The organism is Dinoroseobacter sp. S375, from assembly GCF_049800775.1.
Taxonomy (GTDB): domain Bacteria; phylum Pseudomonadota; class Alphaproteobacteria; order Rhodobacterales; family Rhodobacteraceae; genus Dinoroseobacter.
Genome location: NZ_JBNAFR010000008.1, coordinates 12,689 through 34,254 on the forward strand (window position 1 = coordinate 12,689; position 21,566 = coordinate 34,254).

21 protein-coding genes, 1 tRNA gene and 1 riboswitch are annotated in these 21,566 nt (G+C 66.5%); of the genes, 13 read left to right on the forward strand and 9 right to left on the reverse strand.

From position 1 onward, the window contains the following. Window positions 1-54: 54 nt before the first annotated feature. Together ACP150_RS16410 and ACP150_RS16415 are read right to left on the reverse strand one after the other, a co-directional pair. Window positions 55-1,173 (reverse strand): pyridoxal phosphate-dependent aminotransferase, encoded by a 1,119-nt coding sequence (locus tag ACP150_RS16410; RefSeq protein ID WP_424967750.1) that lies wholly within the window; start codon window positions 1,171-1,173, stop codon window positions 55-57. 226 nt (window positions 1,174-1,399) lie between these two features. Then, complete coding sequence (locus tag ACP150_RS16415; RefSeq protein ID WP_424967751.1) at window positions 1,400-4,483, reverse strand: valine--tRNA ligase; 3,084 nt, start codon at window positions 4,481-4,483, stop codon at window positions 1,400-1,402. Between the two features lie 120 nt (window positions 4,484-4,603). Here ACP150_RS16415 and ACP150_RS16420 point away from each other — a divergent pair, with 120 nt between their 5' ends. From ACP150_RS16420 to ACP150_RS16450, 7 genes are all read left to right on the forward strand, one after another. Continuing rightward, window positions 4,604-6,913: a xanthine dehydrogenase family protein molybdopterin-binding subunit gene (locus ACP150_RS16420; RefSeq protein ID WP_424967752.1), complete on the forward strand. Its 2,310-nt coding sequence runs from the start codon at window positions 4,604-4,606 to the stop codon at window positions 6,911-6,913. A gap of 202 nt (window positions 6,914-7,115) precedes the next feature. Continuing rightward, entirely contained in the window at window positions 7,116-8,210 is a 1,095-nt protein-coding gene (locus ACP150_RS16425; protein WP_424967753.1) for a DUF2235 domain-containing protein, read from the forward strand. A gap of 67 nt (window positions 8,211-8,277) precedes the next feature. After that, window positions 8,278-8,495, forward strand: a riboswitch (cobalamin riboswitch). A 104-nt stretch (window positions 8,496-8,599) separates the two neighbouring features. Beyond that, window positions 8,600-9,010, forward strand: coding sequence for a DUF1636 family protein (locus ACP150_RS16430; protein ID WP_424967754.1), 411 nt, complete (start codon window positions 8,600-8,602; stop codon window positions 9,008-9,010). Next, on the forward strand, window positions 9,007-9,789 hold the full coding sequence (locus ACP150_RS16435) for an ABC transporter ATP-binding protein (protein ID WP_424967755.1): 783 nt from the start codon (window positions 9,007-9,009) through the stop codon (window positions 9,787-9,789). The genes ACP150_RS16430 and ACP150_RS16435 overlap by 4 nt, the downstream gene beginning before the upstream one ends. Window positions 9,790-9,800: 11 nt before the next feature. Continuing rightward, window positions 9,801-10,736 carry an ABC transporter substrate-binding protein gene (locus ACP150_RS16440; RefSeq protein WP_424967756.1) on the forward strand — a complete coding sequence of 312 codons (936 nt, stop codon included), beginning with the start codon at window positions 9,801-9,803 and terminating at the stop codon, window positions 10,734-10,736. Window positions 10,737-10,741: 5 nt separating this feature from the next. Next, window positions 10,742-11,788, forward strand: a complete 1,047-nt coding sequence (locus ACP150_RS16445) for a FecCD family ABC transporter permease (protein ID WP_424967757.1) — start codon at window positions 10,742-10,744, stop codon at window positions 11,786-11,788. Window positions 11,789-11,860: 72 nt separating this feature from the next. Further along, window positions 11,861-12,553 (forward strand): substrate-binding domain-containing protein, encoded by a 693-nt coding sequence (locus tag ACP150_RS16450; RefSeq protein WP_424967758.1) that lies wholly within the window; start codon window positions 11,861-11,863, stop codon window positions 12,551-12,553. Between the two features lie 9 nt (window positions 12,554-12,562). On the opposite strand, the gene ACP150_RS16455 is transcribed toward ACP150_RS16450, so the two are convergent. Continuing rightward, complete coding sequence (locus tag ACP150_RS16455) at window positions 12,563-13,030, reverse strand: PaaI family thioesterase (protein ID WP_424967759.1); 468 nt, start codon at window positions 13,028-13,030, stop codon at window positions 12,563-12,565. Between the two features lie 69 nt (window positions 13,031-13,099). Continuing rightward, entirely contained in the window at window positions 13,100-13,966 is an 867-nt protein-coding gene (gene metF / locus ACP150_RS16460) for a methylenetetrahydrofolate reductase [NAD(P)H] (RefSeq protein WP_424967760.1), read from the reverse strand. Between the two features lie 97 nt (window positions 13,967-14,063). On the opposite strand from metF, the gene ACP150_RS16465 reads away from it, so the two are divergent. Continuing rightward, the gene (locus ACP150_RS16465; RefSeq protein WP_424967914.1) at window positions 14,064-15,008 is read left to right on the forward strand and encodes a LysR substrate-binding domain-containing protein; all 945 of its coding nucleotides are present in this window, start codon (window positions 14,064-14,066) and stop codon (window positions 15,006-15,008) included. Between the two features lie 12 nt (window positions 15,009-15,020). Here ACP150_RS16465 and ACP150_RS16470 read toward each other — a convergent pair whose 3' ends face one another. Further along, complete coding sequence (locus ACP150_RS16470) at window positions 15,021-16,019, reverse strand: serine hydrolase domain-containing protein (protein WP_424967761.1); 999 nt, start codon at window positions 16,017-16,019, stop codon at window positions 15,021-15,023. A gap of 114 nt (window positions 16,020-16,133) precedes the next feature. On the opposite strand from ACP150_RS16470, the gene ACP150_RS16475 reads away from it, so the two are divergent. Beyond that, window positions 16,134-16,928: an inositol monophosphatase family protein gene (locus tag ACP150_RS16475; RefSeq protein ID WP_424967762.1), complete on the forward strand. Its 795-nt coding sequence runs from the start codon at window positions 16,134-16,136 to the stop codon at window positions 16,926-16,928. 35 nt (window positions 16,929-16,963) lie between these two features. Here ACP150_RS16475 and ACP150_RS16480 read toward each other — a convergent pair whose 3' ends face one another. Together ACP150_RS16480 and ACP150_RS16485 are read right to left on the reverse strand one after the other, a co-directional pair. Then, on the reverse strand, window positions 16,964-17,350 hold the full coding sequence (locus ACP150_RS16480) for a GFA family protein (protein WP_424967763.1): 387 nt from the start codon (window positions 17,348-17,350) through the stop codon (window positions 16,964-16,966). After that, complete coding sequence (locus ACP150_RS16485) at window positions 17,347-18,093, reverse strand: rhomboid family intramembrane serine protease (protein ID WP_424967764.1); 747 nt, start codon at window positions 18,091-18,093, stop codon at window positions 17,347-17,349. Before ACP150_RS16485 ends, ACP150_RS16480 begins: the two co-directional genes overlap by 4 nt. 96 nt (window positions 18,094-18,189) lie before the next feature. Between ACP150_RS16485 and ACP150_RS16490 the strand changes: the two genes are divergently transcribed. Together ACP150_RS16490 and ACP150_RS16495 are read left to right on the forward strand one after the other, a co-directional pair. After that, window positions 18,190-18,765 (forward strand): tetratricopeptide repeat protein, encoded by a 576-nt coding sequence (locus tag ACP150_RS16490; RefSeq protein ID WP_424967765.1) that lies wholly within the window; start codon window positions 18,190-18,192, stop codon window positions 18,763-18,765. Between the two features lie 54 nt (window positions 18,766-18,819). After that, window positions 18,820-18,905: transfer RNA gene (locus ACP150_RS16495), tRNA-Leu, on the forward strand. Window positions 18,906-19,060: 155 nt separating this feature from the next. On the opposite strand, the gene ACP150_RS16500 is transcribed toward ACP150_RS16495, so the two are convergent. Then, window positions 19,061-19,690 (reverse strand): J domain-containing protein, encoded by a 630-nt coding sequence (locus ACP150_RS16500; protein WP_424967766.1) that lies wholly within the window; start codon window positions 19,688-19,690, stop codon window positions 19,061-19,063. Between the two features lie 72 nt (window positions 19,691-19,762). Here ACP150_RS16500 and ACP150_RS16505 point away from each other — a divergent pair, with 72 nt between their 5' ends. Continuing rightward, window positions 19,763-20,020, forward strand: a complete 258-nt coding sequence (locus ACP150_RS16505; RefSeq protein WP_424967767.1) for a BolA family protein — start codon at window positions 19,763-19,765, stop codon at window positions 20,018-20,020. A gap of 6 nt (window positions 20,021-20,026) precedes the next feature. On the opposite strand, the gene ACP150_RS16510 is transcribed toward ACP150_RS16505, so the two are convergent. After that, window positions 20,027-20,656 (reverse strand): DUF4177 domain-containing protein, encoded by a 630-nt coding sequence (locus tag ACP150_RS16510; protein ID WP_424967768.1) that lies wholly within the window; start codon window positions 20,654-20,656, stop codon window positions 20,027-20,029. Window positions 20,657-21,006: 350 nt separating this feature from the next. On the opposite strand from ACP150_RS16510, the gene ACP150_RS16515 reads away from it, so the two are divergent. Further along, the gene (locus ACP150_RS16515) at window positions 21,007-21,552 is read left to right on the forward strand and encodes a hypothetical protein (protein ID WP_424967769.1); all 546 of its coding nucleotides are present in this window, start codon (window positions 21,007-21,009) and stop codon (window positions 21,550-21,552) included. Window positions 21,553-21,566 lie beyond the last annotated feature (14 nt).

Genomic DNA, 21,566 nt, shown 5'->3' on the forward strand with positions numbered 1-21,566 from the left:
CAAACGCGCCATTGGCAAAGTCGCGATTTCGTGGGGCCGCGCGCGGGGCGTTGCTCAGCGGTGATTGACCTCGGCGACGGCATCCGGCAAGCGCTCTGCCAGCAAATCGAGCATTTCCGGCGTGCCCGCAGAGATCCGGATGCAGCGGTCCTGGGGGCTGACAAAAGGCATGCGCACGAACAGATCCCGCGCGATGAGGCCTTGCAGGATCGCCTTGGCCCGCGCCCCGTCAGCGCCGCAATCCAGCGTGACGAAGTTCGTGGCCGAGGGCAGGGCCCGCAGCCCGCTTTCCGCGCCGATCTCGGCAATGCGCGCCCGGGCGGAGGCGGTCGCGCGGACCACATGGGCCAGATGGCTGGGGTCGTTCAGGGCAGCGAGCGCCCCGGCCTGACCAATCCGGCTCATCCCGAAATGGTTGCGCACCTTGTTGAAGGCGGTGATCAGGTCCTCGGCCCCGAGCGCATAGCCCACCCGCGCCCCGGCCATCCCATGGGCCTTGGAGAAGGTGCGCATCCGGATGACCCGCGGGTCCTCGATCGCGATATTTGGGGCGGTGCCATCGGGCGCGAACTCGACATAGGCCTCGTCCAGCACCAGAACGCATCCCGACGGCATGGCGGCCACCATGGCCTCGATCACCGTGGCCGTGTGCCAGGTGCCCATGGGGTTGTCCGGATTGGCGAGATAGACCAGCTTGGCGTCCACGCGCCGCGCCACCTCCAGCAGGGCCTCGGGATCCTCATGGTCGTCACGGTAAGGCACCGTGTGGAGCGCGCCGCCAAACCCCGCCACATGGTAGTTGAAGGTCGGATAGGCCCCGGCGGATGTGACCACCGCATCGCCCGGCCCGACCATCAGTCGCACGAGATACCCGAGCAGGCCGTCGATCCCTTCGCCGACCACGATATTGCCCGGCGCGATCCCGTGATGGGCCGCAAGTGCGGCACGCAGGTCGTGGCTCTCCGGATCGCCATACATCCACGCGCCATGGGCGGCGGCGGCCATCGCCTCGAGCGCCCTGGGGGAGGGGCCGAAAACACTCTCATTCGCCCCAAGCCGTGCCGCGAAAGGCCGCCCGCGAGCGCGCTCCTGGGTTTCCGGACCGACAAAGGGCACGGTCGCGGGCAGGCTGTCGACGAGGGATGTGTAACGGGGGACGGGTCTGTCTGTCATCCCCATGGCCTAGCGCGGCCAGAGCCGCGCTGCAACGTTGCGCAGAAGGTGAGGGGGGATTGAGTATTGGTGGAACAATGAAAGGCAAGGAGTATGCCCGACGGATCCACCGGCGCGCGGCTGGCCCCTGAGCGCGCGTCAAAACCTTAAGTCTCCAAATATCCCCGCCGGAGGCTCCTGAGGGATGAGCAGCGCCTCGGGTGGGGCGGGGCGCTGCGGTTTTGGGTCAGCTGGCTTCTGCGAGGCGGTCCAGGGCCGCGCTCAGCGTGGCGAGTTCGGCCTCGCCGGTGGCCAGGCGTTCGCGGCTTTCCTCGACCACTTCGGGCGGGGCGGAGGCCACGAATTTTGCGTTTTTCAGCCGACCCTTGAGACCGCCCAGCTCTTTCTGCAGCTTGGCGAGGGTCTTGCCCAGACGCTCTTTCTCGGCGCCCACATCGATGATGTCCGCGAGCGGCAGGGCGAAGGTCCCGCCATCGACCGCGATGGTCAGCGCGCCCTTGGGGGCCTCGTCGGCTTCGGTCACCTCGCCAATCCGCGCGAGACGTTTGATCAGCGTCTCGTTATTGGCATAGGCCTTGCGCCCGGCCTCATCGAGCGCGACCTGTACCACCGGCACGTAAAGCCCTGCAGGGACACGCATTTGTGCGCGCACGGACCGGACGTTTTCGATGAGCGAAATGGTCCAGTTCATCTCGCGATCCGCCTCCGGATCCACCAGATCGGCAGCCGTGTAGGTTGGCCAATCCGCATGAACCAGCATCTTGGCGCGGGTGCCGGTGGTGTCCCAAAGCTCTTCGGTGATGAAGGGCATGATCGGGTGCAGCAGGATAAAACACTGGTCGAGAACCCAGGCCATGGTGTCCCGGGTTTCGGCCTTCATGGCGTCATCCCCGTCCAGCAGAAGCGGCTTGGCGAACTCCACATACCAGTCGCAAACCTTGCCCCAGACAAATACATAAAGCGCGTTTGCGGCGTCGTTGAACTTGTACTCGGCCAGTGCTGCATCGACCTCTTCGCGGACCTTCGCGGTCTCGCCGATAATCCATCGATTCACGGTCTGCGTGGCGTCGGACTTCTGTCGGACACCTGTCGGGCAAGTGTCGGGCACGTCCGCGCGGTGAGCAAAGACTTCGTTCATCTCTGCAAAGCGCGTGGCGTTCCAGAGCTTGGTGGTGAAATTGCGGTAGCCCTGCACGCGCTGCATGTCGAGCTTGAGCACCCCGCCAAGCGAGGCCATGGCGGCGGAGGAAAACCGCAGGGCGTCCGCGCCGTATTCGTCGATGATGTCGAGCGGGTCGATGACGTTGCCCACGGATTTGGACATCTTCTTGCCCTTGGCATCGCGCACGAGGCCGTGGAGGTAGACCTCGTCAAAGGGCACCTCGCCGGTGACGGCCAGCTGCATCATCATCATCCGGGCGACCCAGAAGAAGAGGATGTCTTGGCCCGTCACAAGGGTGGAGGTCGGGAAGTATTTCTTCAGCGCGTCACTATCCTCGGGCCAGCCCAGCGTTCCGATGGGCCAGAGGCCGGAGGAGAACCACGTGTCGAGCACGTCGGGGTCGCGCCAGATTGGAACGATCAGGGCCTCGCCGAGAGTCTCTGCGATGCCGCTGTTCACTGCCATTCGATAGTTGTTGATAAAGCCGTCAGCCGCTGCGCGATCGTCTACGAACGCAATGCTCACCTCGCCATAGTAGGCGGCGAGCTTGTCCATAAGGTCGTCTTCTGAACCCGCGCAGAAAAACGCGAGTTCGTCGTTGGCTTTTCCATCGGTTGTCCGAGCACTTGGCCCATACCACACCGGGATCTGGTGGCCCCACCAGAGTTGGCGGGAGATGCACCAGGGCTCGATATTGTCGAGCCAGTGGTAATAGGTCTTCTCGCCGCTCTCGGGCATGATCTTGACCGTGCCGTCGCGCACCTTGTCGAGCGCGGGGCCGACGATTTTCTCGGCATCCACGAACCACTGGTCGGTCAGCATCGGCTCGATGACCACTTTGGAGCGATCCCCGAAGGGCTGCATGATCGGTTTGTTTTCCACCAGCGGGAGCTCGGCCGGTGTATCTTCGGGGGCGCCGTCCTCCTCGGCCTTGGGGTTGGGGATCATGACCGCCAGACCCTCATCGGTGATCTGGGCGACCACGGCCTTGCGCGCCTCGAACCGGTCCATGCCGCGCAGCTCGTCCGGGACGAGGTTGATCGCGTCGCATTCGGCCTCGGAGAGCTCTCGCTTGCCCTCGGCCACCTCCATGGCGATGGCCGCGGCCTCGGCATAGGGCACACCGTCAGCGCGCATCTGCGCCTTGGTATCCATCAGCCGGTACATGGGGATGCCGCCGCGCTTGGCGACTTGATAGTCGTTGAAGTCATGGGCGCCGGTGATCTTCACGGCCCCCGAGCCGAACTCGGGATCCGGATATTCATCGGTGATGATCGGGATCAGGCGGCGGTGCTCCTTCGGGCCCACAGGGATCTCACAGAGCTTGCCGACGATGGGCGCATAGCGCGTGTCGCCCGGATGCACTGCGACCGCACCGTCGCCGAGCATGGTCTCGGGGCGCGTGGTCGCGATCGAGATATAGTCGCGGGTCTCGCGGAGGGTGACGTTCCCGTCCGCGTCCTTTTCCACGTATTCATAGGTCTGGCCGCCCGCGAGCGGGTACTTGAAGTGCCACATATGGCCCGCGACCTCGATATTCTCGACCTCCAGATCGGAGATCGCCGTCTCGAAATGCGGGTCCCAGTTCACGAGGCGCTTGCCGCGATAGATCAGGCCCTTGTCGTACATGTCGACGAAGACCTTGATGACCGCGTCGTGGAAGTTCGGGCCCTTGCCCTTGTCTGGGTCGCCCTCGGCCCCGCCCATGGTGAAGGCTTCACGCGACCAGTCGCAGGACGCGCCCAGACGCTTGAGCTGTCCGATGATGGTGCCGCGGGATTTGACCTTTTGCTCCCAGACGCGGGCGAGGAACTTGGCGCGGCCCATCTCGGCGCGGGTCGGCTCGCCATTGGCGGCCATCTCGCGCTCGGTCACCATCTGGGTCGCGATGCCCGCATGGTCCGTGCCCGGCTGCCAGAGCGTGTCGTAGCCCTGCATCCGTTTCCAGCGGATCAGGATGTCCTGCAAGGTGTTGTTGAACGCGTGGCCCATATGGAGCGAGCCCGTCACGTTGGGCGGCGGGATCATGATGCAATAGGTCTCGTCCCGGCTGGCATTCGCGCCGGCGGCAAAGCAGCCCTCGGCTTCCCAGCGGGCATAGAGACGGGGTTCGGCCTCGGCGGCGTTGAAGGTCTTTTCCATGGGCATGGCGGTCATCCTTTGCACTTGGGCGTGGAGATAACGAAACCCCGTGGGAAGGGAAAGGGGCGGTCTGGACAGTGGACGGGATGGGGCTAAGGTTCAGGCCGGACGAGCGAAGGAATTCTCATGACCAAACAGCGCGACACATTCGGGATCAGCCAGCCTGCGGCGCGGGTGGAGGATGTCCGGTTTCTGACCGGCGCGGGGCGCTATGTGGATGACATCGCGCCCGAGGGGGCGCTGCATGGGGTGGTGCTGCGCTCGATGGTGGCCCATGGGGCGATCACGGCGTTGGATGTGGCCGAGGCGGCGGCGATGCCGGGGGTTGCGCTGGTGCTGACGGGGGATGATCTGGCCGCGGCCGGGCTGCGCATGGACATGCAGGCGACGGTGATGCCGAACCGGGACGGGACGCGCGGGGCAGGGCCGGTACGGCCGCTGCTGGCGCAGGGGACGGTGCGGTTCGTGGGCGAGCCCATCGCCATGGTCTTTGCCGAGACGCTGGATCAGGCGCGGGACGCGGTGGAGGCGATCGCGCTGGAGATCGACGAGAAGCCCGCCAAGCTGGACACGGCACCGGGGGGTGCCGCGCTCCATGCGGAGGCCGGGGATAATGTGGCTTTCGACTGGGCCTGCGGCGAAGAGGCGGCGACCGAGGCGGCCTTTGCCCGCGCGGCGCATCGGGTCGGGCTGGTGGTTGAGGACAACCGGATCATCGTGAACTCCATGGAGCCGCGGGGCTGTTTTGCCGCGCTCGAGGAGGGGCGCCTGCATCTGTCCCATAACGGGCAGGGGGTCTGGACCATGAAGGCGCAGCTCTGCCGCAATCTGGGCCTGAGCGCCGAGGAGGTGCGGGTCACCAACCCGGATGTGGGCGGCGGTTTCGGAATGAAAGGCATGGCCTATCCCGAATACTTCGTGGTCGCCCATGCGGCGCGGGTGCTGGGCCGACCCTGCCGCTGGATGTCCGAGCGCACCGAGGCGATGCTGAGCGACAATGCGGGCCGGGATCTGGTCTCGGATGTGGAGCTGGCCTTTGACGCGGATCTCAAGCTGATCGGGTTCAAGGCGGACGTGCTCAGCAATCTCGGGGCCTATAACTCGCAATTCGCGCAGGCCATTCAGACCAGCCTCGCCATGAAGGTGATGACCGGCGTCTATGACGTGCAGGCCGCCTATATGCGGGTGCGCGGGATTTATACCAACACCACCCAGGTGGATGCCTATCGCGGGGCCGGACGGCCCGAGGCGATCTACACGCTGGAGCGGGCCATGGATCACGCGGCGCGCAGCCTGGGCGTGGATCCGTGGGAGCTGCGCAAGCGCTCGTTCATCACGCCCGAGCAGATGCCCTATGCCGCCCCCTCGGGGGAGACCTATGACGTGGGCGCTTTCGCCCGGGTGCTCGACCGTGCGGGCGAAGAGGCGGATCGCGCTGGCTTTGCGGCGCGCAAGGCCGCGAGTGAGGCGGCGGGCAAGCTGCGCGGGCAGGGCCTGTGCTACTATATCGAGGCGATCCTCGGCGATCCGAGCGAAGGGGCCAAGATGGTCTTCGAGGAGGATGGCAGCGTCACGCTCTATGTGGGCACGCAATCGAACGGGCAGGGCCATGAGACGGTCTTCGTGCAGGTCCTGCACGAGATGACCGGCATCCCCGCCGACCGGATCCGTATCGTCCAAGGCGACAGCGACCTGATCGCCAAGGGCGGAGGCACGGGCGGTTCGCGCTCGGTCACGGTCCAGAGCCAGGCGACCCGGGCCATGGTCGATGTGGCCATCGCGGCCTTTGCCCCTTTCCTCGCGGATCGCATGGGCGTGGAGGCGGCGGAGATCACCTTTGACGAGGGCAGCTTCCGGGCCGAGGGCTCCAACGTGGTGATGACCATGATCGAGGCCGCCGAGGCGGCCCGCGCCGCTGGGGAGACCGCGCTGCTGACCCATGAGGCCGAGACCACCCTGCCGGGGCGATCCTTTCCCAACGGGGCCCATGTCTGCGAGGTCGAGATCGATCCCGAGACCGGCGTGGTGGCCGTGGACCGCTATACGGTGGTCGATGATTTCGGCGTGCTGATCAATCCGCTTCTGGCGGAGGGGCAGGTCCATGGCGGCGTGGCCCAGGGCATCGGGCAGGCGATCACCGAGCATGTGGTCTATGACCCGGAGGGGCAGCTTCTGACGGCGAGCTTCATGGATTACGGCATGCCGCGCGCCGATGACGTGCCGATGATTGCCTTCTATACCGAGCCGGTGCCGTCCAAGAACAACGTGCTGGGCATGAAAGGCTGTGGCGAGGCCGGAACCGTCGGCGCGCTCGCTGCCGTGGCCAATGCGGTGCAGGACGCGGTCTGGGATCTGGGCCTGCGCAAGGTGGACATGCCCTTCACCCCCGCGCGCATGTGGGAGATGCTGGCCCAACCCCCCCACGCCGCCGAATAGGTGGATCGGTGGCCCCGCCGTTGGCGGGGCCGACCCGCGCGGGCTCCGCAGGTTTTGCATTAAGATTAATGCGCAAGTCGTTCACACATAAGTCTTTCCTGCGCGCGCCGATTGTTCGCAAATCCGTGTGCTCACGGGCCGCACACGGCCCTGTGCTCGGTCTGTTCTTTACTTAACCTTTCGGGACTACAATCTTGGAGGTATGAGGACACCTGCCCCGAACCCGGCGGCGCGCCCCGCCCATGTCCCCACGGACCATATCGTCATTCTCGACGGGACGATGTCCTCGTTCATGCCCGGACGCGAGACCAATGCCGGGCTGGCCTACAAGCTGATCCGTGACCGCCGCGACCCCCATGTCACCCTGTTCTACGAGCCGGGGATCCAGTGGCAGGGCTGGCGCCGGTCCATCGAGGTGATCGCCGGGATCGGCATCAACCGGCAGATCCGCCGCGCTTATCGGTTTCTTGCCCATCGCTATCGCCCGGGGGACCGGATCTTTCTCATGGGCTATTCGCGCGGCGCCTATGCGGTGCGCTCGCTGGCGGGGCTGATCGACCGCTTTGGCCTGATCCGGCCCGAGGCCGCGACCGCGCAGCGGGTGCGCCAGCTCTATGCCTATTACCAGGAACGCCGGGACAGCCGCTTTGCCGAGCGGTTTGCCGACCGCTATTGCCACCGGAAGGTGGAGATCGAGATGGTCGGGGTCTGGGACACGGTCAAGGCGCTGGGCATCCAGATGCCGGTGCTGCGGCGGCTCGCGCCCATGGCCAGCGCGTTTCACTCGGATCAGCTCAGCGGCGCGGTCAAGCACGGCTTCCACGCGCTGGCCCTGAACGAGCGGCGCCGGGCCTTTGCCCCGGTCCTGTGGCATTGCCCGCCGGGCTGGAACGGCCATGTGGAGCAGGTCTGGTTCCGTGGCACCCATGGGGATATCGGCGGGCAGCTGGCCGGGTTCTCTGCCGCGCGGCCCCTCGCCAATATTCCCTTCGTCTGGATGCTGGAGCAGGCCGAGGCCTGCGGGCTGCGCCTGCCCGATGGCTGGCAGGACCGCTTCCCGCGCGATGCCAATGCGCCCTCCATGGGCTCCTGGCGCAGCTGGGGAAAGCTGTTCGTGCGGCGCCGGGCGCGCCGGGTGGGGGTGGACCGCTCCGAGAGCCTGCATGAGAGCGTGCCGCGTCGCCGCCGGATCCCGCCCCTGGGCGCGCTGGCCACGGCGGCGGGCCAGAGCCTTGCCGCCATCCTGCCGCGCGGGCGCGCCGCCCGTCCCGCGCCGGAGCGGATCTCCCACCGCTGAGCCGGCCCTGGCCCTGCGGCGGTTTTACCCGATCTGTCAGGATGGCTTGACGGGCTGGGCAAACTTCCCGACAGTCGCCCCCGATGGTTCCCGGAGGCCAAAGGCCAGGCCGGGATGAAAAGGGAATACGGTGAGGAGGAGCCAAGCGGCGCCAAATCCGTAACTGCCCCCGCAACTGTGAGCGGCGAGCGACCCCGATGATCACCACTGAGCGACCGCGCTCGGGAAGGATCGGGCGAGCCCGGACCCGCGAGTCAGGAGACCTGCCATCGCTGACGTAACTTCAACCCGGGCGGGGTGTCCGGACAGGAGGCTATGATGGTGAGACGGGTCGCTCCGTTTCGATATCCCGGTCCGACGCACGCCCCTGGGCGATCGCGGAGGGCGATATGGCAACCCCAACCCATAGAATCACGGTCTGCACGTCGTGCCGACACAAGGGCAGTGACTGCCGCCCGGGCTATGAACTGATCGCCCGGCTGCGCGCGGCCATCGCGGCGGCGGGCGACAGCGTGCCCGAGAGTTTCGAGATTTCCGGCGTGGCCTGCATGGCGGGCTGCGAGCGGCCCTGCACCGTGGCCTATCACGGCACGCGCAAGGCGACCTATCTGTTTGGCGACATCGAACCGGACGTGGATATCGACGATCTGGTGGCTTTTGCCCGGCAATACGCGGTGCTCGGCGATGGCTGGTGTTCCTCGGTGGATCGGCCGGGCAAGCTGCGGCGCACCACGCTGGCACGGGTGCCGGCGGCGATCATCGCGCTGGAAGAGGCGGCCCCCGGGCAGCGCGCATCATGAGCGCCGCAGATCTGAGCGCCGACGGGATCAGCTGGGCCCCGCGCCGGGCGGACCCGCTGTTGGTGCATCCTACAAGCTTTCACGTGCCTGCGGGCGATGTGCTGGGCGTGGTCGGGCCGAACGGGGCGGGCAAGTCGACGCTGTTGCGAATGATCTACCGCTTCCAGCGACCCGCCACCGGACGGATCCGGGTGGGGGGCGCGGATCTCTGGGAGATCTCGCCACGCGAGGCCGCGCGCAAGGTCGCGGCGGTCCTGCAGGAGCATGCGTCGTCCTTCGGGCTGACCGTGCGCGAAGTGGTGGCGCTGGGCCGCACGCCCTTTCGATCGGGGCTGGCCAGAACCGGGGCGCGGGATGCGGAAAAGGTCGAGGCGGCGCTGGCGCAGCTGCACCTGACCGGGCTGGCCGAGCGCGATCTCGCCACGCTCTCAGGCGGCGAGCGGCAGCGCGTGATGGTGGCGCGCGCCCTCGCGCAGGAGCCGCAGGTGCTGGTCCTCGACGAGCCGACCAACCATCTCGACATCCGTCACCAGCTCGAGGTGCTGGCCCTGATCCGCAATCTCGACCTGACGATCATCGTCTCGCTGCATGATCTGAACATGGCCGCCGAGATCTGCGACCAGATCCTGCTGCTGGAGGCGGGCTGGACCCGCGGTTTCGGCACCCCCGATCAAGTGCTGACCGAGACGGCCGTGTCCCACGCGTTCCGGGTCGAGGCCCGGCGCGAACGGCTCGACCCGAGCAACAGCCAACATCTTTCCTTTCACCTTCCTTCCTGACTGAAGACCCCATGAAACTGACATTGACGCTCCTCGCCACGACCCTGCTGACCCCTGCCGCGCTGGCCGAGACCACCGTGCAAAGCTGCGACCGCGAGGTCACCTTTGACGCCCCGCCCAAGGCGGCCGTTTCCCATGATGTGAACCTGACCGAGATGATGCTGGTCCTCGGGCTGGCGGAACGGATGGTCGGCTATACGGGCATCTCGGGCTGGAAAACCCTGGATGAGACCATGCGCTCGGGCGTCGAGGCCTTGCCCGAGCTGGCCGAGAAATACCCGACCAAGGAGGTGCTGATCGGGGCCGATGCGGATTTCTTCTTTGCCGGGTGGAATTACGGTATGCGGGTTGGCGGCGATGTCACGCCCGAGACCCTCGCGCCCTTCGGCATCCCGGTCTATGAGCTGACCGAGAGCTGCATCCATATCTCTGAAAAAGGTCCGGCCAGCATGGAGGACATGTATGCTGACCTGCGCAATCTGGGCGCCATTTTCGGGGTGCCGGAGCGGGCCGAGGTGCTGATCGCGGGCTATGAGGCGGATCTCGCAGCCTTCACCGCCGATCTGCCAGCGTTGGCCGAAGCCCCCCGGGTCTTTGTCTATGACAGCGGCGAGGATGTGCCCTTTACCGCCGGGCGCTATGCCATGCCCAACGCTCTGATCGAGGCGGCAGGTGGCACCAACATCATGAATGATTTCGAGAAAAGCTGGGCCACCGTCGGTTGGGAGGCCGTGGTAGAGCGCAACCCGGAGGTCATCGTGATCGTCAATTACGGCTCGGTCACCGCCGAGGAGAAGCGCGCCTTCCTGCGATCCAATCCGGCCTTCGCCGAGATCGACGCAGTGAAGAACGACCGCTTTGTGACGCTCGAATATGTCGAGGCCACGCCGGGGCCGCGCAATATCGCGGCGGTCAAGACCCTCGCCGCCGCCTTCCGCGCCGAGTGAGCGACATGGCGCGATCCGCCCCGGTCCGGCGCGCGCGGGCGGCGCTGTTCCCGCTGGCCATGGTGGCCGGGGGCGTGGCGCTGATCCTGTCGGTCTATGCTGCCGTGAGCCTCGGGGCGATCTCGATCTCGGCGCCGGTGGTCTGGGGCGTTCTGGCCAACCAGATCGTGCCGGGCGCGGTGCCGGTGGACTGGTCGGCGGGGCGCGAGGCGATCGTCTGGGACATCCGCTTTCCCCGGGCATTGCTGGCCTGCTGCGTGGGTGCGGGTCTGGCCATGGTGGGCGCGAGCCTGCAGGCGGTCACCCGCAACCCGCTCGCCGATCCGCATCTGCTGGGCATTTCGGCGGGGGCGGCCTTTGGGGCGATCCTCGCGCTGTTGCATACGGGGCTGTTTCTCGGGCTGCTGACCGTGCCGCTGCTGGCCTTTCTGGGCGCGCTGGGGGCGACGCTGCTGGTGCTGGCGGTGTCACAATTCGCCTCCGCCACCAGTGCGGACCGGCTGATCCTGGCCGGGGTTGCGGTGTCCTTCATCGTGATGTCCCTGGCCAATATGCTGATTTTCCTCGGAGATCCCCGGGCGAGCCACACGGTGGTCTTCTGGATGCTGGGCGGGCTTGGGCTGGCGCAATGGGATCAGCTGATCTTTCCCTTCGCGATCCTGCTGGTCGGGGGGGCCTATCTGTGGCTGAACGCGCGCAATCTCAACGCGATGACCATCGGCGATGAGACGGCCTCGACCCTCGGGATCCCGGTGGCGCGGTTTCGGCTGTCGGTTTTCGTGATGGGCGCGCTGGTCACCGGGGCGATGGTGGCGTTTTCCGGGATCATCGGCTTTGTCGGGCTGATGGTGCCCCATATCGTGCGGCTGGTGGTGGGGGGCGATTACGCGCGGGTCCTGCCGATTTCGGCGCTTCTGGGGGCGGTGTTCCTGCTCTGGGCGGATATCTGTGCGCGGCTGGTCATGGCCCCGGACGAGATGCCCATCGGGGTGGTCACCGGCCTGATCGGGGGCAGCTTCTTCATCTGGCTCCTGCGCCGCCGGTTGGGGTGAGGGGGCCGCGATTTCAAATCGCGGCCCGGGCGCGCAGCCTGTAGGCTGCGCGCAACGCAAAAGGACAGCGGAATGCCCCAGCCGGAGATTGAATTCATCCTACCCGTGGCCCTGCGCGAGGTCATGGATGTGCTCGGTCCAGCCTTCGAAGCCGAGACCGGTCACCGCCTGCGGATCACCCATATGCTCAACCCCGAGGTGCCGGGGCACGTGGCGACGGGCGCGGCCTGGGATATCGCGATCACAAACCCGGTCTATGTGGCGCAGATCATCGCGGCGGGGCACAGCCCCGCAGGCAGCCATCGCCCGTTGGGCCGCGCCCCGCTGAGCTTCGCCGCGCGGGGACCGGCCAGCGCACCGGCGGTGACCGACCCGGCCCGGATCGCGGCGGTGATCCTCGGGGCCAGGCGCATCGGGCTGACCGATCAGGGCACGAGCGGCGCGCAGTTTCGCGCCCTGGCCCGGGTCCTCGGGGTGGCAGAGCAGGTGGCCGACCGGCTCTGCGGGCTCGAAGGGGGCGGGCCCATGCGCGCCCTCAAGGCGGGGGAGGTTGACCTCGCGGTGCTGCCCCTGACCAATATCGCCCCGGTGCCGGGTGTCCATGCGGTTGCGATCTGTCCCGAAGCGCTGGAGGTTCATGTGGACCTGTCCCTCTGCCTCAGCCACGAGGCGTCAGAGGCGGCACAGGGGCTGGCAGCCTGGCTGACGGATCCGGCGCGTGACGGGGCGCTGGCGACACTGGGTGCGCGGCGCTTTGGGCCCTAGGCCCCGGGGTCAGCCATCCATGATCAGGCAGGTGGTGGTGCCGGTGGCATAGAGCTTGCCATCTGCGACCCCGCGGATTTCGCCATGGGCCGTGGCGGTTGTGCGTCCGCCATGATCGATCAGCCCCTCGGCAGTGATCTCGACCCCCGGGCGCAGGGCGCGGGTGATGTTGATCTTGTATTCCAGCGTTGTGTAGAACCGCCCCTTGGGCACGAGGGTCATCACCGCGCAGGCCATGCAACTGTCCAGCAGCGTGCCATACCAGCCGCCATGCACCCCGCCCATCGGGTTGCAATGGGCCTCGGAGGGCGCGCCGGTGAAGACCACGCGGCCCGTCTCGACAGAGGTCAGCCGGTATCCCAGCCCGACCGAGATCGGCGGGCGGGGGAGGTCCCCGCGCAGCATGCCCTGCATGAACTCGAGTCCCGAGAGCGAGAGCAGCGTCTCGCGATCCACCACGGCGAAGTTGTCGGTCATGATCCCCCCGGTTTTGCCTGCCCGCAAATGCTAGGCAGTGCGGCGGGGCGGGGCAGCCGTGACGTTACGTCAGGCCACCTCGGAGAGCGCAGCCTTGGGGCTGACGCCCAGGGCGGCGCAGACCTCGCGGGTCAGCTCGGGTTTGTTCAAGGTGTAGAAATGCAGATCCTCGACCCCGCCCTCGCGCAGCTCGGTGCACATCTCGGTGGCCAGCGCGATGGAGAGCAGCTCCTCGCGGCCATCGCGGGTGGCGGCGGCAAAGGCCTCGTCGAGCCAGGCAGGGACCTTGGTGCCGCAGCGCAGGGCGAAATTGCGGGCCTTGGTCCAGTTCTCGATCGGGAAGATGCCCGGGATGATTGGCGCATCGATCCCGGCGGCCACGCAGCGGTCGCGGAAGCGGAAGAATGTCTCGGCCTCGAAGAAGAACTGGGTGATCGCGGCGGAGGCCCCGGCGTCGATCTTGCGCTTGAGGTAATCCACATCCGCCTGGGCGGTCGCTGCCTCCGGGTGCTGGTCCGGATAGGCGCCGACACGGATGTTGAACTTGCCAGTGGCTGCCAGAGCCTCGATCAGCTCGACCGAGCTGGCAAAGCCATCCCGGGCCGGGGTGAACCCGTCTGCGCCCTTGGGCGGGTCGCCGCGCAGGGCGACGATCTCGGTGACGCCCGCTGCCGCGTAGCCCTCGACGATCTCGAGGGTTTCGGCGCGGGTCGCCTCGACGCAGGTCAGGTGGGCGGCCACGTTCAGCCCGTAATTCTTGCCGATGGTGGCCACCGCGTCATGGGTCAGCTTGCGCGTCGTGCCGCCCGCGCCATAGGTCACCGAGACGAAGCTCGGGTCGAGGGGCGCGAGGGTCTGGACCGTATCCCAGAGGCGGAAGGAGGCGGCGATGGATTGCGGCGGAAAGAATTCGAACGAGACGCGCGGCGCGGACATGAGATAATCCTGATCTTGGGTTGCAGGCTAGTTCGCACACTTGCCAATCTGAGACAATTTCATAATCTTCAAGATAAACATGAAGGCGGCTCAGGTCATGCATCTGGAATTTCGACATCTGCGCACGGTCAAGGCGATCCACGAGGCGGGCGGGTTGGCCAAGGCCGCCGATATTCTGAACATCACGCAATCGGCTTTGTCACACCAGATCAAGGGGTTGGAGGATCAGGCCGGGCTAGAGCTCTTCGTGCGCCGGTCCAAGCCGCTGAAGCTTTCGGCGGCGGGGATGCGGCTCTTGCGGCTGGCCGAGCAGGTGCTGCCCCAGGTCGCAGCGCTGGAGGAGGAGTTCCGCGGGATCAAGGCGGGCAAGACCGGGCGGCTGCATATCGCGATCGAGTGCCATGCCTGTTTCGAGTGGCTCTTTCCCGTGCTGGAGCAGTTCCGCAAGGCCTGGCCCGATGTGGATGTGGATATCCGCCCGGGCCTGCAGTTTCAGGCCTTGCCCGCCCTGCAGCGCGAGGAGGTGGATCTGGTGATTTCCTCGGACCCGGAGGATCTGCCCGGGATCGATTTCACGCCGCTCTTTGATTACGAGCCGGTTTTCGTGGCCTCCGCCGCCCATCCGCTGGCGCAGAAGCCCTATGTGGAGGCCGAGGATTTTCGCGATGAGCTGCTGATCACCTATCCGGTGGAGCGGGCGCGGCTGGATGTGTTCTCGGAGCTGCTGATTCCGGCGCGGATCGAGCCCCGGGCGCTTCGGCAGGTGGAGCTGACGGCGGTGATCTTGCTGCTGGTGGCGTCGAACCGGGGCGTTGCGGTGCTGCCGGATTGGGTGGTGCGCGAGGTACGCTACAATTCCGACTACGTGACCCGGCCCCTGACAGAGGGTGGCGTGACCAAGCGGCTCTATGCCGCGACCCGGCGGGACGAGACCACCTTGCCCTTCATGTCCCATGTGATCCGGCTGGCCCGGACCGAGCCGCTGAAATTGCAGAGGGCCGGGCAGGCTGAGGGGGCGGGAGCCTCCGGCGGGGATATTTAGAGACTTAAGATCTCAGGTGCTGCGCGCTGCGGGCAGGATGGTGCCATCGATCAGCCTCATCAGCGCGCCGAAATAGCCGCCGGAGCGGGCGGGGCGCGTGGGGTCGGAGGTGATCGCGATGGTGAGCGCGCGCTCGGGCAGGATGCAGAGGATCTGGCCGCCATAGCCGCGGGCGAGCAGGAAGCGGGCACCATCGGCGCGCCCCAGAAACCAGCCATAGCCATAGGCCAGACCGGAAAAGCGCGAGCGCGTGCGCGGCTGGGCCGAGGCGGTGATCCAGTCGGCGCTGATCACCGGGGCCCCGTTCCCGGTGCCGCCCTCGCGGACCATCTCGCCGATGCGCAGCAGATCCGCCGGGCGCAGGGCCATTTCGTTGCCGCCCAGATAGTAGCCTTGGGGATCGCGGGTCCAGGCCGGGATCTCGATCCCGAGCGGGCTGCCGATCCGGTCGCGCATCTGGGCCAGCAGGCTCATCCCCGTGGCCTCTGCCAGCGCAGCACCCAGCACGTGGAAGCTGCCGGTGGAATAGAGCATGCCCTGTCCGGGCTGGCCCACTTGCGGGCGCGACAGGGCATCGGCGACCCAGTTCGGGCTTGCGACCCAGCCGCCGTAATTGGCACCCGAGGTGCGCTCCAGCCCGGTTTGCATGGTCACCAGGTCCGCCATGGTGAGATCCGGCACGATGGGCGTCGCCCCTTGCGGGATCAGCCCGGGGGCGATCTCGGCCAGGCGGGTGGCGGGGCCCGGGATCTCGCCCCGGTCGATGGCCGCGCCGAGCAGGAGGGCGACGAGGGATTTCGACACGGATTTGATCGGCGCGGGGCGGCTCAGGGCCGGGCCGCGAAACGCCTCGGCCAGCACGGTCTCGCCCCGGTGGGCAATGGTGAGGCTGTGGAGCTGATCGAGCCGGCGCGCGGCCTCGGCCACGCCGTCCCAGGACGCATTGGCGCGGGCCGGGGGCGCGATCAGGGCGGCGGAGGTCAGGGTGAGGGCGGCGCGACGGGTCAACATCCCCTTCATATGGGTGTGGCTCGGGGCAAAACCAGCCATCGGCGGCGGTGTTTGGGGGTTGGCAGCGCGCAGCCCCGGGTCTATAGCCATGCGCTGGAATTCAGGAGGCCGGGAATGGCGATTGGAAGTGCAAATCTCAACGTGATGATCAAGGCCGCGCGGGCCGCGGGGCGCAGCCTCGTGAAGGATTTTCGCGAGGTTGAGAACCTCCAGGCCTCGATGAAGGGGGCGGGCGATTTCGTGAGCCGCGCGGATCTTCGCGCCCAGGAGATCCTCGAGACCGAGCTGCGCGAGGCGCGGCCGACTTACGGCTGGCTGGCCGAGGAGAGCAAGGCCGAGGTGATGGGCGCGGACCCGACCCGGCGCTGGATCGTGGACCCGCTGGACGGGACGACGAACTTCCTGCACGGGATGCCCCATTGGGCGGTGTCGATCGCGCTGGAGCATAAGGGCGAGGTGGTCGCCGGGGTCGTGTTCGATGCGGCCAAGGACGAGATGTTTTTCGCAGAGAAGGGGCAGGGCGCCTGGATGAACCAAACGCGGATGCGGGTCTCGTCGCGCCGGGCGATGATCGAGTCGGTCTTTGCCACGGGCCTGCCTTTTGCGAACAACAAGTACCTGCCGGCAACGCTGGGCGATCTGGGGCAGATCCTGCCGCAATGCGCGGGCGTGCGGCGTTGGGGGGCGGCGGCGCTCGATCTCGCCTATGTGGCGGCGGGCCGCTACGAGGGCTTCTGGGAGCGTGGGTTGAAACCGTGGGATATCGCGGCGGGCATCGTGCTGGTGCGCGAGGCGGGCGGGCTGGTGGAGCCGATCCGCGAGGGGCAGTCCATGCTCGAGGACGGGCATATCCTTGCGGCCAACGAGCCGATCTTCGGCAAGTTCGCCCAGACCATCCGCGCGCGCTGAGCCCGGACGGGCCGCAGGCCCGCCGAACGCAGGGTTTAGCGGGGGGCAGAATCCGACACGTGGTTCACGCCGTCTGCCCAGGGCACTTCGCCCAGATCGCGCGGGTTCACGCCGTCGAGGGCTGCGGCATTCACCCCGTATTCCGTCGGATCCGAGCGCCGTTGATGGTGGGTGTAGATCCCGCAGATCCCGCAGAAGTAATGCTTCGCGGTGCCCGTGCCCCAAGTGTAGAGCCGCAGCGCCTCTGCGCCCTGCACGACCCGCAAATCCGGCAGCTTGACCGAGACCGCGATGGCCCCGCGCCTGCGACAGAAGGAGCAGTCGCAGCGCCGCGCCGTGCGGAACCCGTCCGCGAGCCGCAGCTCCAGAACAACGGCGCCGCAATGGCAGGACAGGCGGGTCGGGGGCTCGGGTCGGGTCATCGGCGGCGTCTTACCTTGGGAATGCGGGTCGAAACACGGCGGTAGCGTGCCTCAGGATGATCCGGATGACCATGGGTCCGACGCCAGAACCCCGGACCGCCCAATTTCAGCCAGAGCGGCAGGATCATCACCAGCCCGGCCAGGAACCCGCCCGCATGGGCCCAATAGGCCACGCCGCCGCTGCCCGCGGGGGTGGCGGCCCCGGAAAACACCTGCATCGCGAACCACACCGTCAGGACAATGCCCGCCGGGATCGGGATGATCTTGAAGATGATCACGATGATGAACAACACATCCACCCGTGCCTTGGGATAGAGCAAGAGATACCCGCCCAGCACGCCGGCAATCGCGCCCGAGGCCCCGACCATGGGGATCGGACTGTTCGGGGCCGAGATCACCTGCGCCAGCCCGGCCCCCACGCCGCTCAGCAGGTAGAACCCCAGAAAGGTCCCATGGCCCAATTCGTCCTCAAGATTGTCGCCGAACACCCATAGAAACAGCATATTGCCCAGCAGATGCATGATCCCGCCATGGAGAAACATGGAGGTGAAGATGTTCGCAACCCCGCCCCCCGACGAGAGCTCGGCGGGCACAAGGCCCCAGGTCAGAAAGACCTGGGTCGAGGCCCGCGCATCCCCGAGAATGGGGAAATATGACAGGAAGACCATCACATTGATCGCGATCAGCGCGAGGGTGACATAGGGTGTGCGTTCGGACGGATTGTGGTCGCGGATGGGAAACATGGGGCAGGAGGTGCGCCTCTGCGCGGCTCAGGTCAAGGGGGCGCGCTCGCGGGCGCGGGATTTGACCCGGCCCGGATTTGCGCCAAGTCTCGCGCCATGGCCCATATTCGTCCCGCGTATCTTTGCGCCCCGCTTCTCTGTCTTGCCCTCGCGACCCCGGCTCTGGCCGACAGCTGCGCGCCCGTGCGCGATCGCAGCGTCGAGATCGCCCAGATCCATGACCGGTTGCAATCGGCCCCCTCCGAGGCTGCGGCGCGTCCGCTGACCATCGCCCTCTGGCAGGTCTGGACCGAGGCCCCGGATGCCGCCGCGCAGCAGCTTCTGGACCGGGGCATGGCGCAACGCCAGAGCTATGATTTCGCTGGCGCGGTCGAGACCTTCACGGCGCTCATCGCGCTGTGCCCGGACTATGCCGAGGGCTGGAACCAGCGCGCCTTCGCCCGGTTCCTGCAGGAGGATTACGAGCCCGCCCTGGCGGATCTGGACGAGGCCCTGGCGCGCAGCCCGACCCATACGGCGGCCATGTCTGGCAAGGCCCTCACGCTGATCCGGATGGGCCGCGCCTTGCAGGCCCAGGCGGTGCTGCGCGAGGCGGTGGCGCTGAACCCGTGGCTGCCCGAACGGGTCTATCTCGCCGCCCCCACGGAGACGCCCGAAGGCCAGGAACTCTAGCGGCGATTTTTCCGGTTGCACCATGTCCGCGCGCGTCCTAGCCAAGAGACAGCCGCGGGCGTGATGGAATGGTAGACATATCGGACTTAAAATCCGAAGGCCTTTGTGCCGTGTGGGTTCGAGTCCCACCGCCCGTACCAGACCTCGCCCGGCAGGCCCTTTTTCAGACAGATGGTTGCGATGTCGCGCCAAACGATAGCGCGTCGCGCGCCTGAGGGCGCGCGCCTTGTCCGATGCCAGACCGCCGCCGCCGCGCCCTTTGGGGCGCGGGATTGCCCCGCCCGAGCGGGGCCTCTCAGCCCTTGAAGTTGCGGCTGTCCTTGATCTGGTCCCAGGCCCAGACGACCTCTTGCAGCTTCTCTTCATCGCTGCGGTCGCCCCCGTTCATATCAGGATGAAGAACCTTGATTAGGGCTTTGTAAGACTTGCGAATTTCCGGCTTGGTCCAGTGGTCTTTCGCCTCGAGAATCTCGATGGCGCGACGTTCGGTCGGTGGCAGGCGCCGGGTGCCGGTGATGGATTTTCCAGGGTTCCGGGTCGCGTTCTCGCCGAGCACCTGATGGGGATCATCCACGCCGAGCCGCGCCCAGGCGCGCTCTTCCGTGGACTTCTTAAAGGGCTTGGTCTCCCGATCCCAGACCCGGTCCTTGTCCATGCGCCGGGCCATCTCTTCCTCGGACTGGCCGTTGAAGAAATTCCATTTCAGATTGTACTCGCGCGCATGCTTCTGACAGAACCACAGATATTCATCGAGGCTGTCGGGGGATTTCGGCGCGCGATACTTGCCCGCTTCGGTGCAGCCCTCATGCTCGCATTGCCGCGTGGAGGTCTCGGAAGCGCCGGACATGCCGCGGCGACCGCGGGGATTCTTCTTCTTGGAGGACGATACGGACATATCGAACCCGAAGGGATCACTCTTGGACATGGCACCTCACTTTTCGACTCGGAGATGAGAGTTTAATGCTTTGTCCGAGCAAGCAAAGAGGATTGCGACAAAATGGGTGTGAAAACCGAGATCGAAGGCAAGCTTGAGGCAGCGTTTGCCCCCCGCATCCTGGAGGTGGTCGATGACAGCGAGTCCCATCGCGGTCATGCGGGCTATCAGGAGGGGGGCGAGAGCCATTGGAATGTGCATATCGCCTCCGGGCGGTTCGAAGGGATGAGCCGCATCGCACGGCACCGGGCGGTCCATGAGGCGCTCGGGGCGGATCTGGTCGGGCGCATTCACGCGCTTGCCCTGAAGATCGAGGTCTGACGCGCCCTAGCGTTCGGAGGAGGGCGGCGTGTCGTCGTCATCCCCCGGGCGGGTGCCTTTCATGGAGTTGAGCACGGTCAGTGTCTCGGGCGCGATGCGGTCCACGCGTCGCGGTTCGATCCGGGCATCGGCGAAAGTGGGCACGCGCTTGGGGCCCGGCGGCGTCTCGGAAGGGGCCTCGGTCCGGGGCTGCGGTGCCGGAGGTTCCGGTGCGGCCACTTTGGGGGCGGCCGGGGCCGCTACGGGTGGTGTCGGGGGCTCGGGCGTCGGGGCCACCTGTGCAGGGGGCTCTGGCGCGGGGGACGGTGCCGGCGGGGCTGCCGGAGCGACCGGAGGGGTCTCACCCGGCGCAGGCAATAGCTGCAGCGGCGGCTCAGCGCCCCCGGTTTCGGGCTGCGCGGCAACCGGGTGCAACGGGCGGCGGAACACCAGAAGCGTCTGGAACCGCGTGGTGCGCGAGGTCAGTCCGCTGCGCTCTTCACAGGGCAGGGTGTCGGCCCGCACATACTCCCACCCCTCGGTGGCGGTCTGGTTCATCACCTCGGAAATGGTGGCGGCAAATCGATCCTCGACCGTCTTCAGACCCTTGCGTTTGAGGGGTCGTGTCGGAGCCGGAATGGCCTTGTATTCATACATCTCCGCTGTTCCTTTTCTGCGCCGCGGCGGCACGGTATCAGGCCCGTTTCCGAGCGCAAGGGGCGGTGTCCGCGCACGCTGCACCGCCGAATCATTGGGGCGGTTTTCCGCAGATGCACGGCAGATCCCGCCGAGCCTCCGATCCTAGTCGTGCATCAGCGCAAAACAATGCGGGAGCGGCTACGGCATTGTTCGTGAGCTGGGAGGCTGGCGTCTCAAAAACTACGCATTTGTCGAAAAATTGCCCTGATTCAGGTTTACACAACGTTAGCAAACTTGTTCGAAACCGCGCGTTAACCTAAAGTAGCTCTAGCAGGTGTGTCACTTGTGAGTAACTAAGAGGGTAACCGATGAACTTAAAACCTTTAGCAATTGCTGCTTTAGGTCTGGCCTTGCCTGGTGCGGCAAGCGCTCTGACTGAAAGTGGTAACATCCAATCCGGCGATACCGTGGATCTCCTCGCGTCGGGCTATTCCTACAACGCTGTCTTCACGGATGCTGACCTGGGCGGAACTCTGACATTTACGTTCGAGAACACCTCCATGTCGAATGCGGCATTCGCGCTGAAGTCCACGACGATCAACCAGATCACGCTGGGCTCCAACTCGGCAATGTTCATGGGCGGCGTCACCACGACGTTCGGCTCCGACGTTGCAATGACGGCAGAAGCAAAGTCTGACGACATCGACTTCACGGCCGTTGTTGGCGCAGGCGAAAGCATCACGCTGACCTATGCCTATGGCGATCCGGAAATCGTTGGTAGCGGTATCGCACCGGAAATCGACTTCCTGATCCTGGCCGAGATCGTTCCGATCCCGCTGCCGGCTGGTGGTCTGCTGCTGGGCGGTGCGCTGCTCGGTGCCGGTGCTCTGCGGAGCCGTCGCAAGGCTGCCTAAGCGCAGACTGCGGA

Coding starts and splice junctions, on each gene's coding strand:
- ACP150_RS16480 (WP_424967763.1), bottom strand. CDS start 17,350: ATGACCCGACCCGAGCCCCCGACCCGCCTGTCCTGCCATTGCGGCGCC.
- ACP150_RS16500 (WP_424967766.1), bottom strand. CDS start 19,690: ATGTCCAAGAGTGATCCCTTCGGGTTCGATATGTCCGTATCGTCCTCC.
- ACP150_RS16470 (WP_424967761.1), bottom strand. CDS start 16,019: ATGTTGACCCGTCGCGCCGCCCTCACCCTGACCTCCGCCGCCCTGATC.
- ACP150_RS16455 (WP_424967759.1), bottom strand. CDS start 13,030: ATGACCGACAACTTCGCCGTGGTGGATCGCGAGACGCTGCTCTCGCTC.
- ACP150_RS16410 (WP_424967750.1), bottom strand. CDS start 1,173: ATGACAGACAGACCCGTCCCCCGTTACACATCCCTCGTCGACAGCCTG.
- ACP150_RS16425 (WP_424967753.1), top strand. CDS start 7,116: ATGAGGACACCTGCCCCGAACCCGGCGGCGCGCCCCGCCCATGTCCCC.
- ACP150_RS16415 (WP_424967751.1), bottom strand. CDS start 4,483: ATGCCCATGGAAAAGACCTTCAACGCCGCCGAGGCCGAACCCCGTCTC.
- ACP150_RS16510 (WP_424967768.1), bottom strand. CDS start 20,656: ATGTATGAATACAAGGCCATTCCGGCTCCGACACGACCCCTCAAACGC.
- ACP150_RS16450 (WP_424967758.1), top strand. CDS start 11,861: ATGCCCCAGCCGGAGATTGAATTCATCCTACCCGTGGCCCTGCGCGAG.
- ACP150_RS16440 (WP_424967756.1), top strand. CDS start 9,801: ATGAAACTGACATTGACGCTCCTCGCCACGACCCTGCTGACCCCTGCC.
- ACP150_RS16445 (WP_424967757.1), top strand. CDS start 10,742: ATGGCGCGATCCGCCCCGGTCCGGCGCGCGCGGGCGGCGCTGTTCCCG.
- ACP150_RS16475 (WP_424967762.1), top strand. CDS start 16,134: ATGGCGATTGGAAGTGCAAATCTCAACGTGATGATCAAGGCCGCGCGG.
- ACP150_RS16465 (WP_424967914.1), top strand. CDS start 14,064: ATGCATCTGGAATTTCGACATCTGCGCACGGTCAAGGCGATCCACGAG.
- ACP150_RS16490 (WP_424967765.1), top strand. CDS start 18,190: ATGGCCCATATTCGTCCCGCGTATCTTTGCGCCCCGCTTCTCTGTCTT.
- metF (WP_424967760.1), bottom strand. CDS start 13,966: ATGTCCGCGCCGCGCGTCTCGTTCGAATTCTTTCCGCCGCAATCCATC.
- ACP150_RS16430 (WP_424967754.1), top strand. CDS start 8,600: ATGGCAACCCCAACCCATAGAATCACGGTCTGCACGTCGTGCCGACAC.
- ACP150_RS16420 (WP_424967752.1), top strand. CDS start 4,604: ATGACCAAACAGCGCGACACATTCGGGATCAGCCAGCCTGCGGCGCGG.
- ACP150_RS16435 (WP_424967755.1), top strand. CDS start 9,007: ATGAGCGCCGCAGATCTGAGCGCCGACGGGATCAGCTGGGCCCCGCGC.
- ACP150_RS16485 (WP_424967764.1), bottom strand. CDS start 18,093: ATGTTTCCCATCCGCGACCACAATCCGTCCGAACGCACACCCTATGTC.
- ACP150_RS16505 (WP_424967767.1), top strand. CDS start 19,763: ATGGGTGTGAAAACCGAGATCGAAGGCAAGCTTGAGGCAGCGTTTGCC.
- ACP150_RS16515 (WP_424967769.1), top strand. CDS start 21,007: ATGAACTTAAAACCTTTAGCAATTGCTGCTTTAGGTCTGGCCTTGCCT.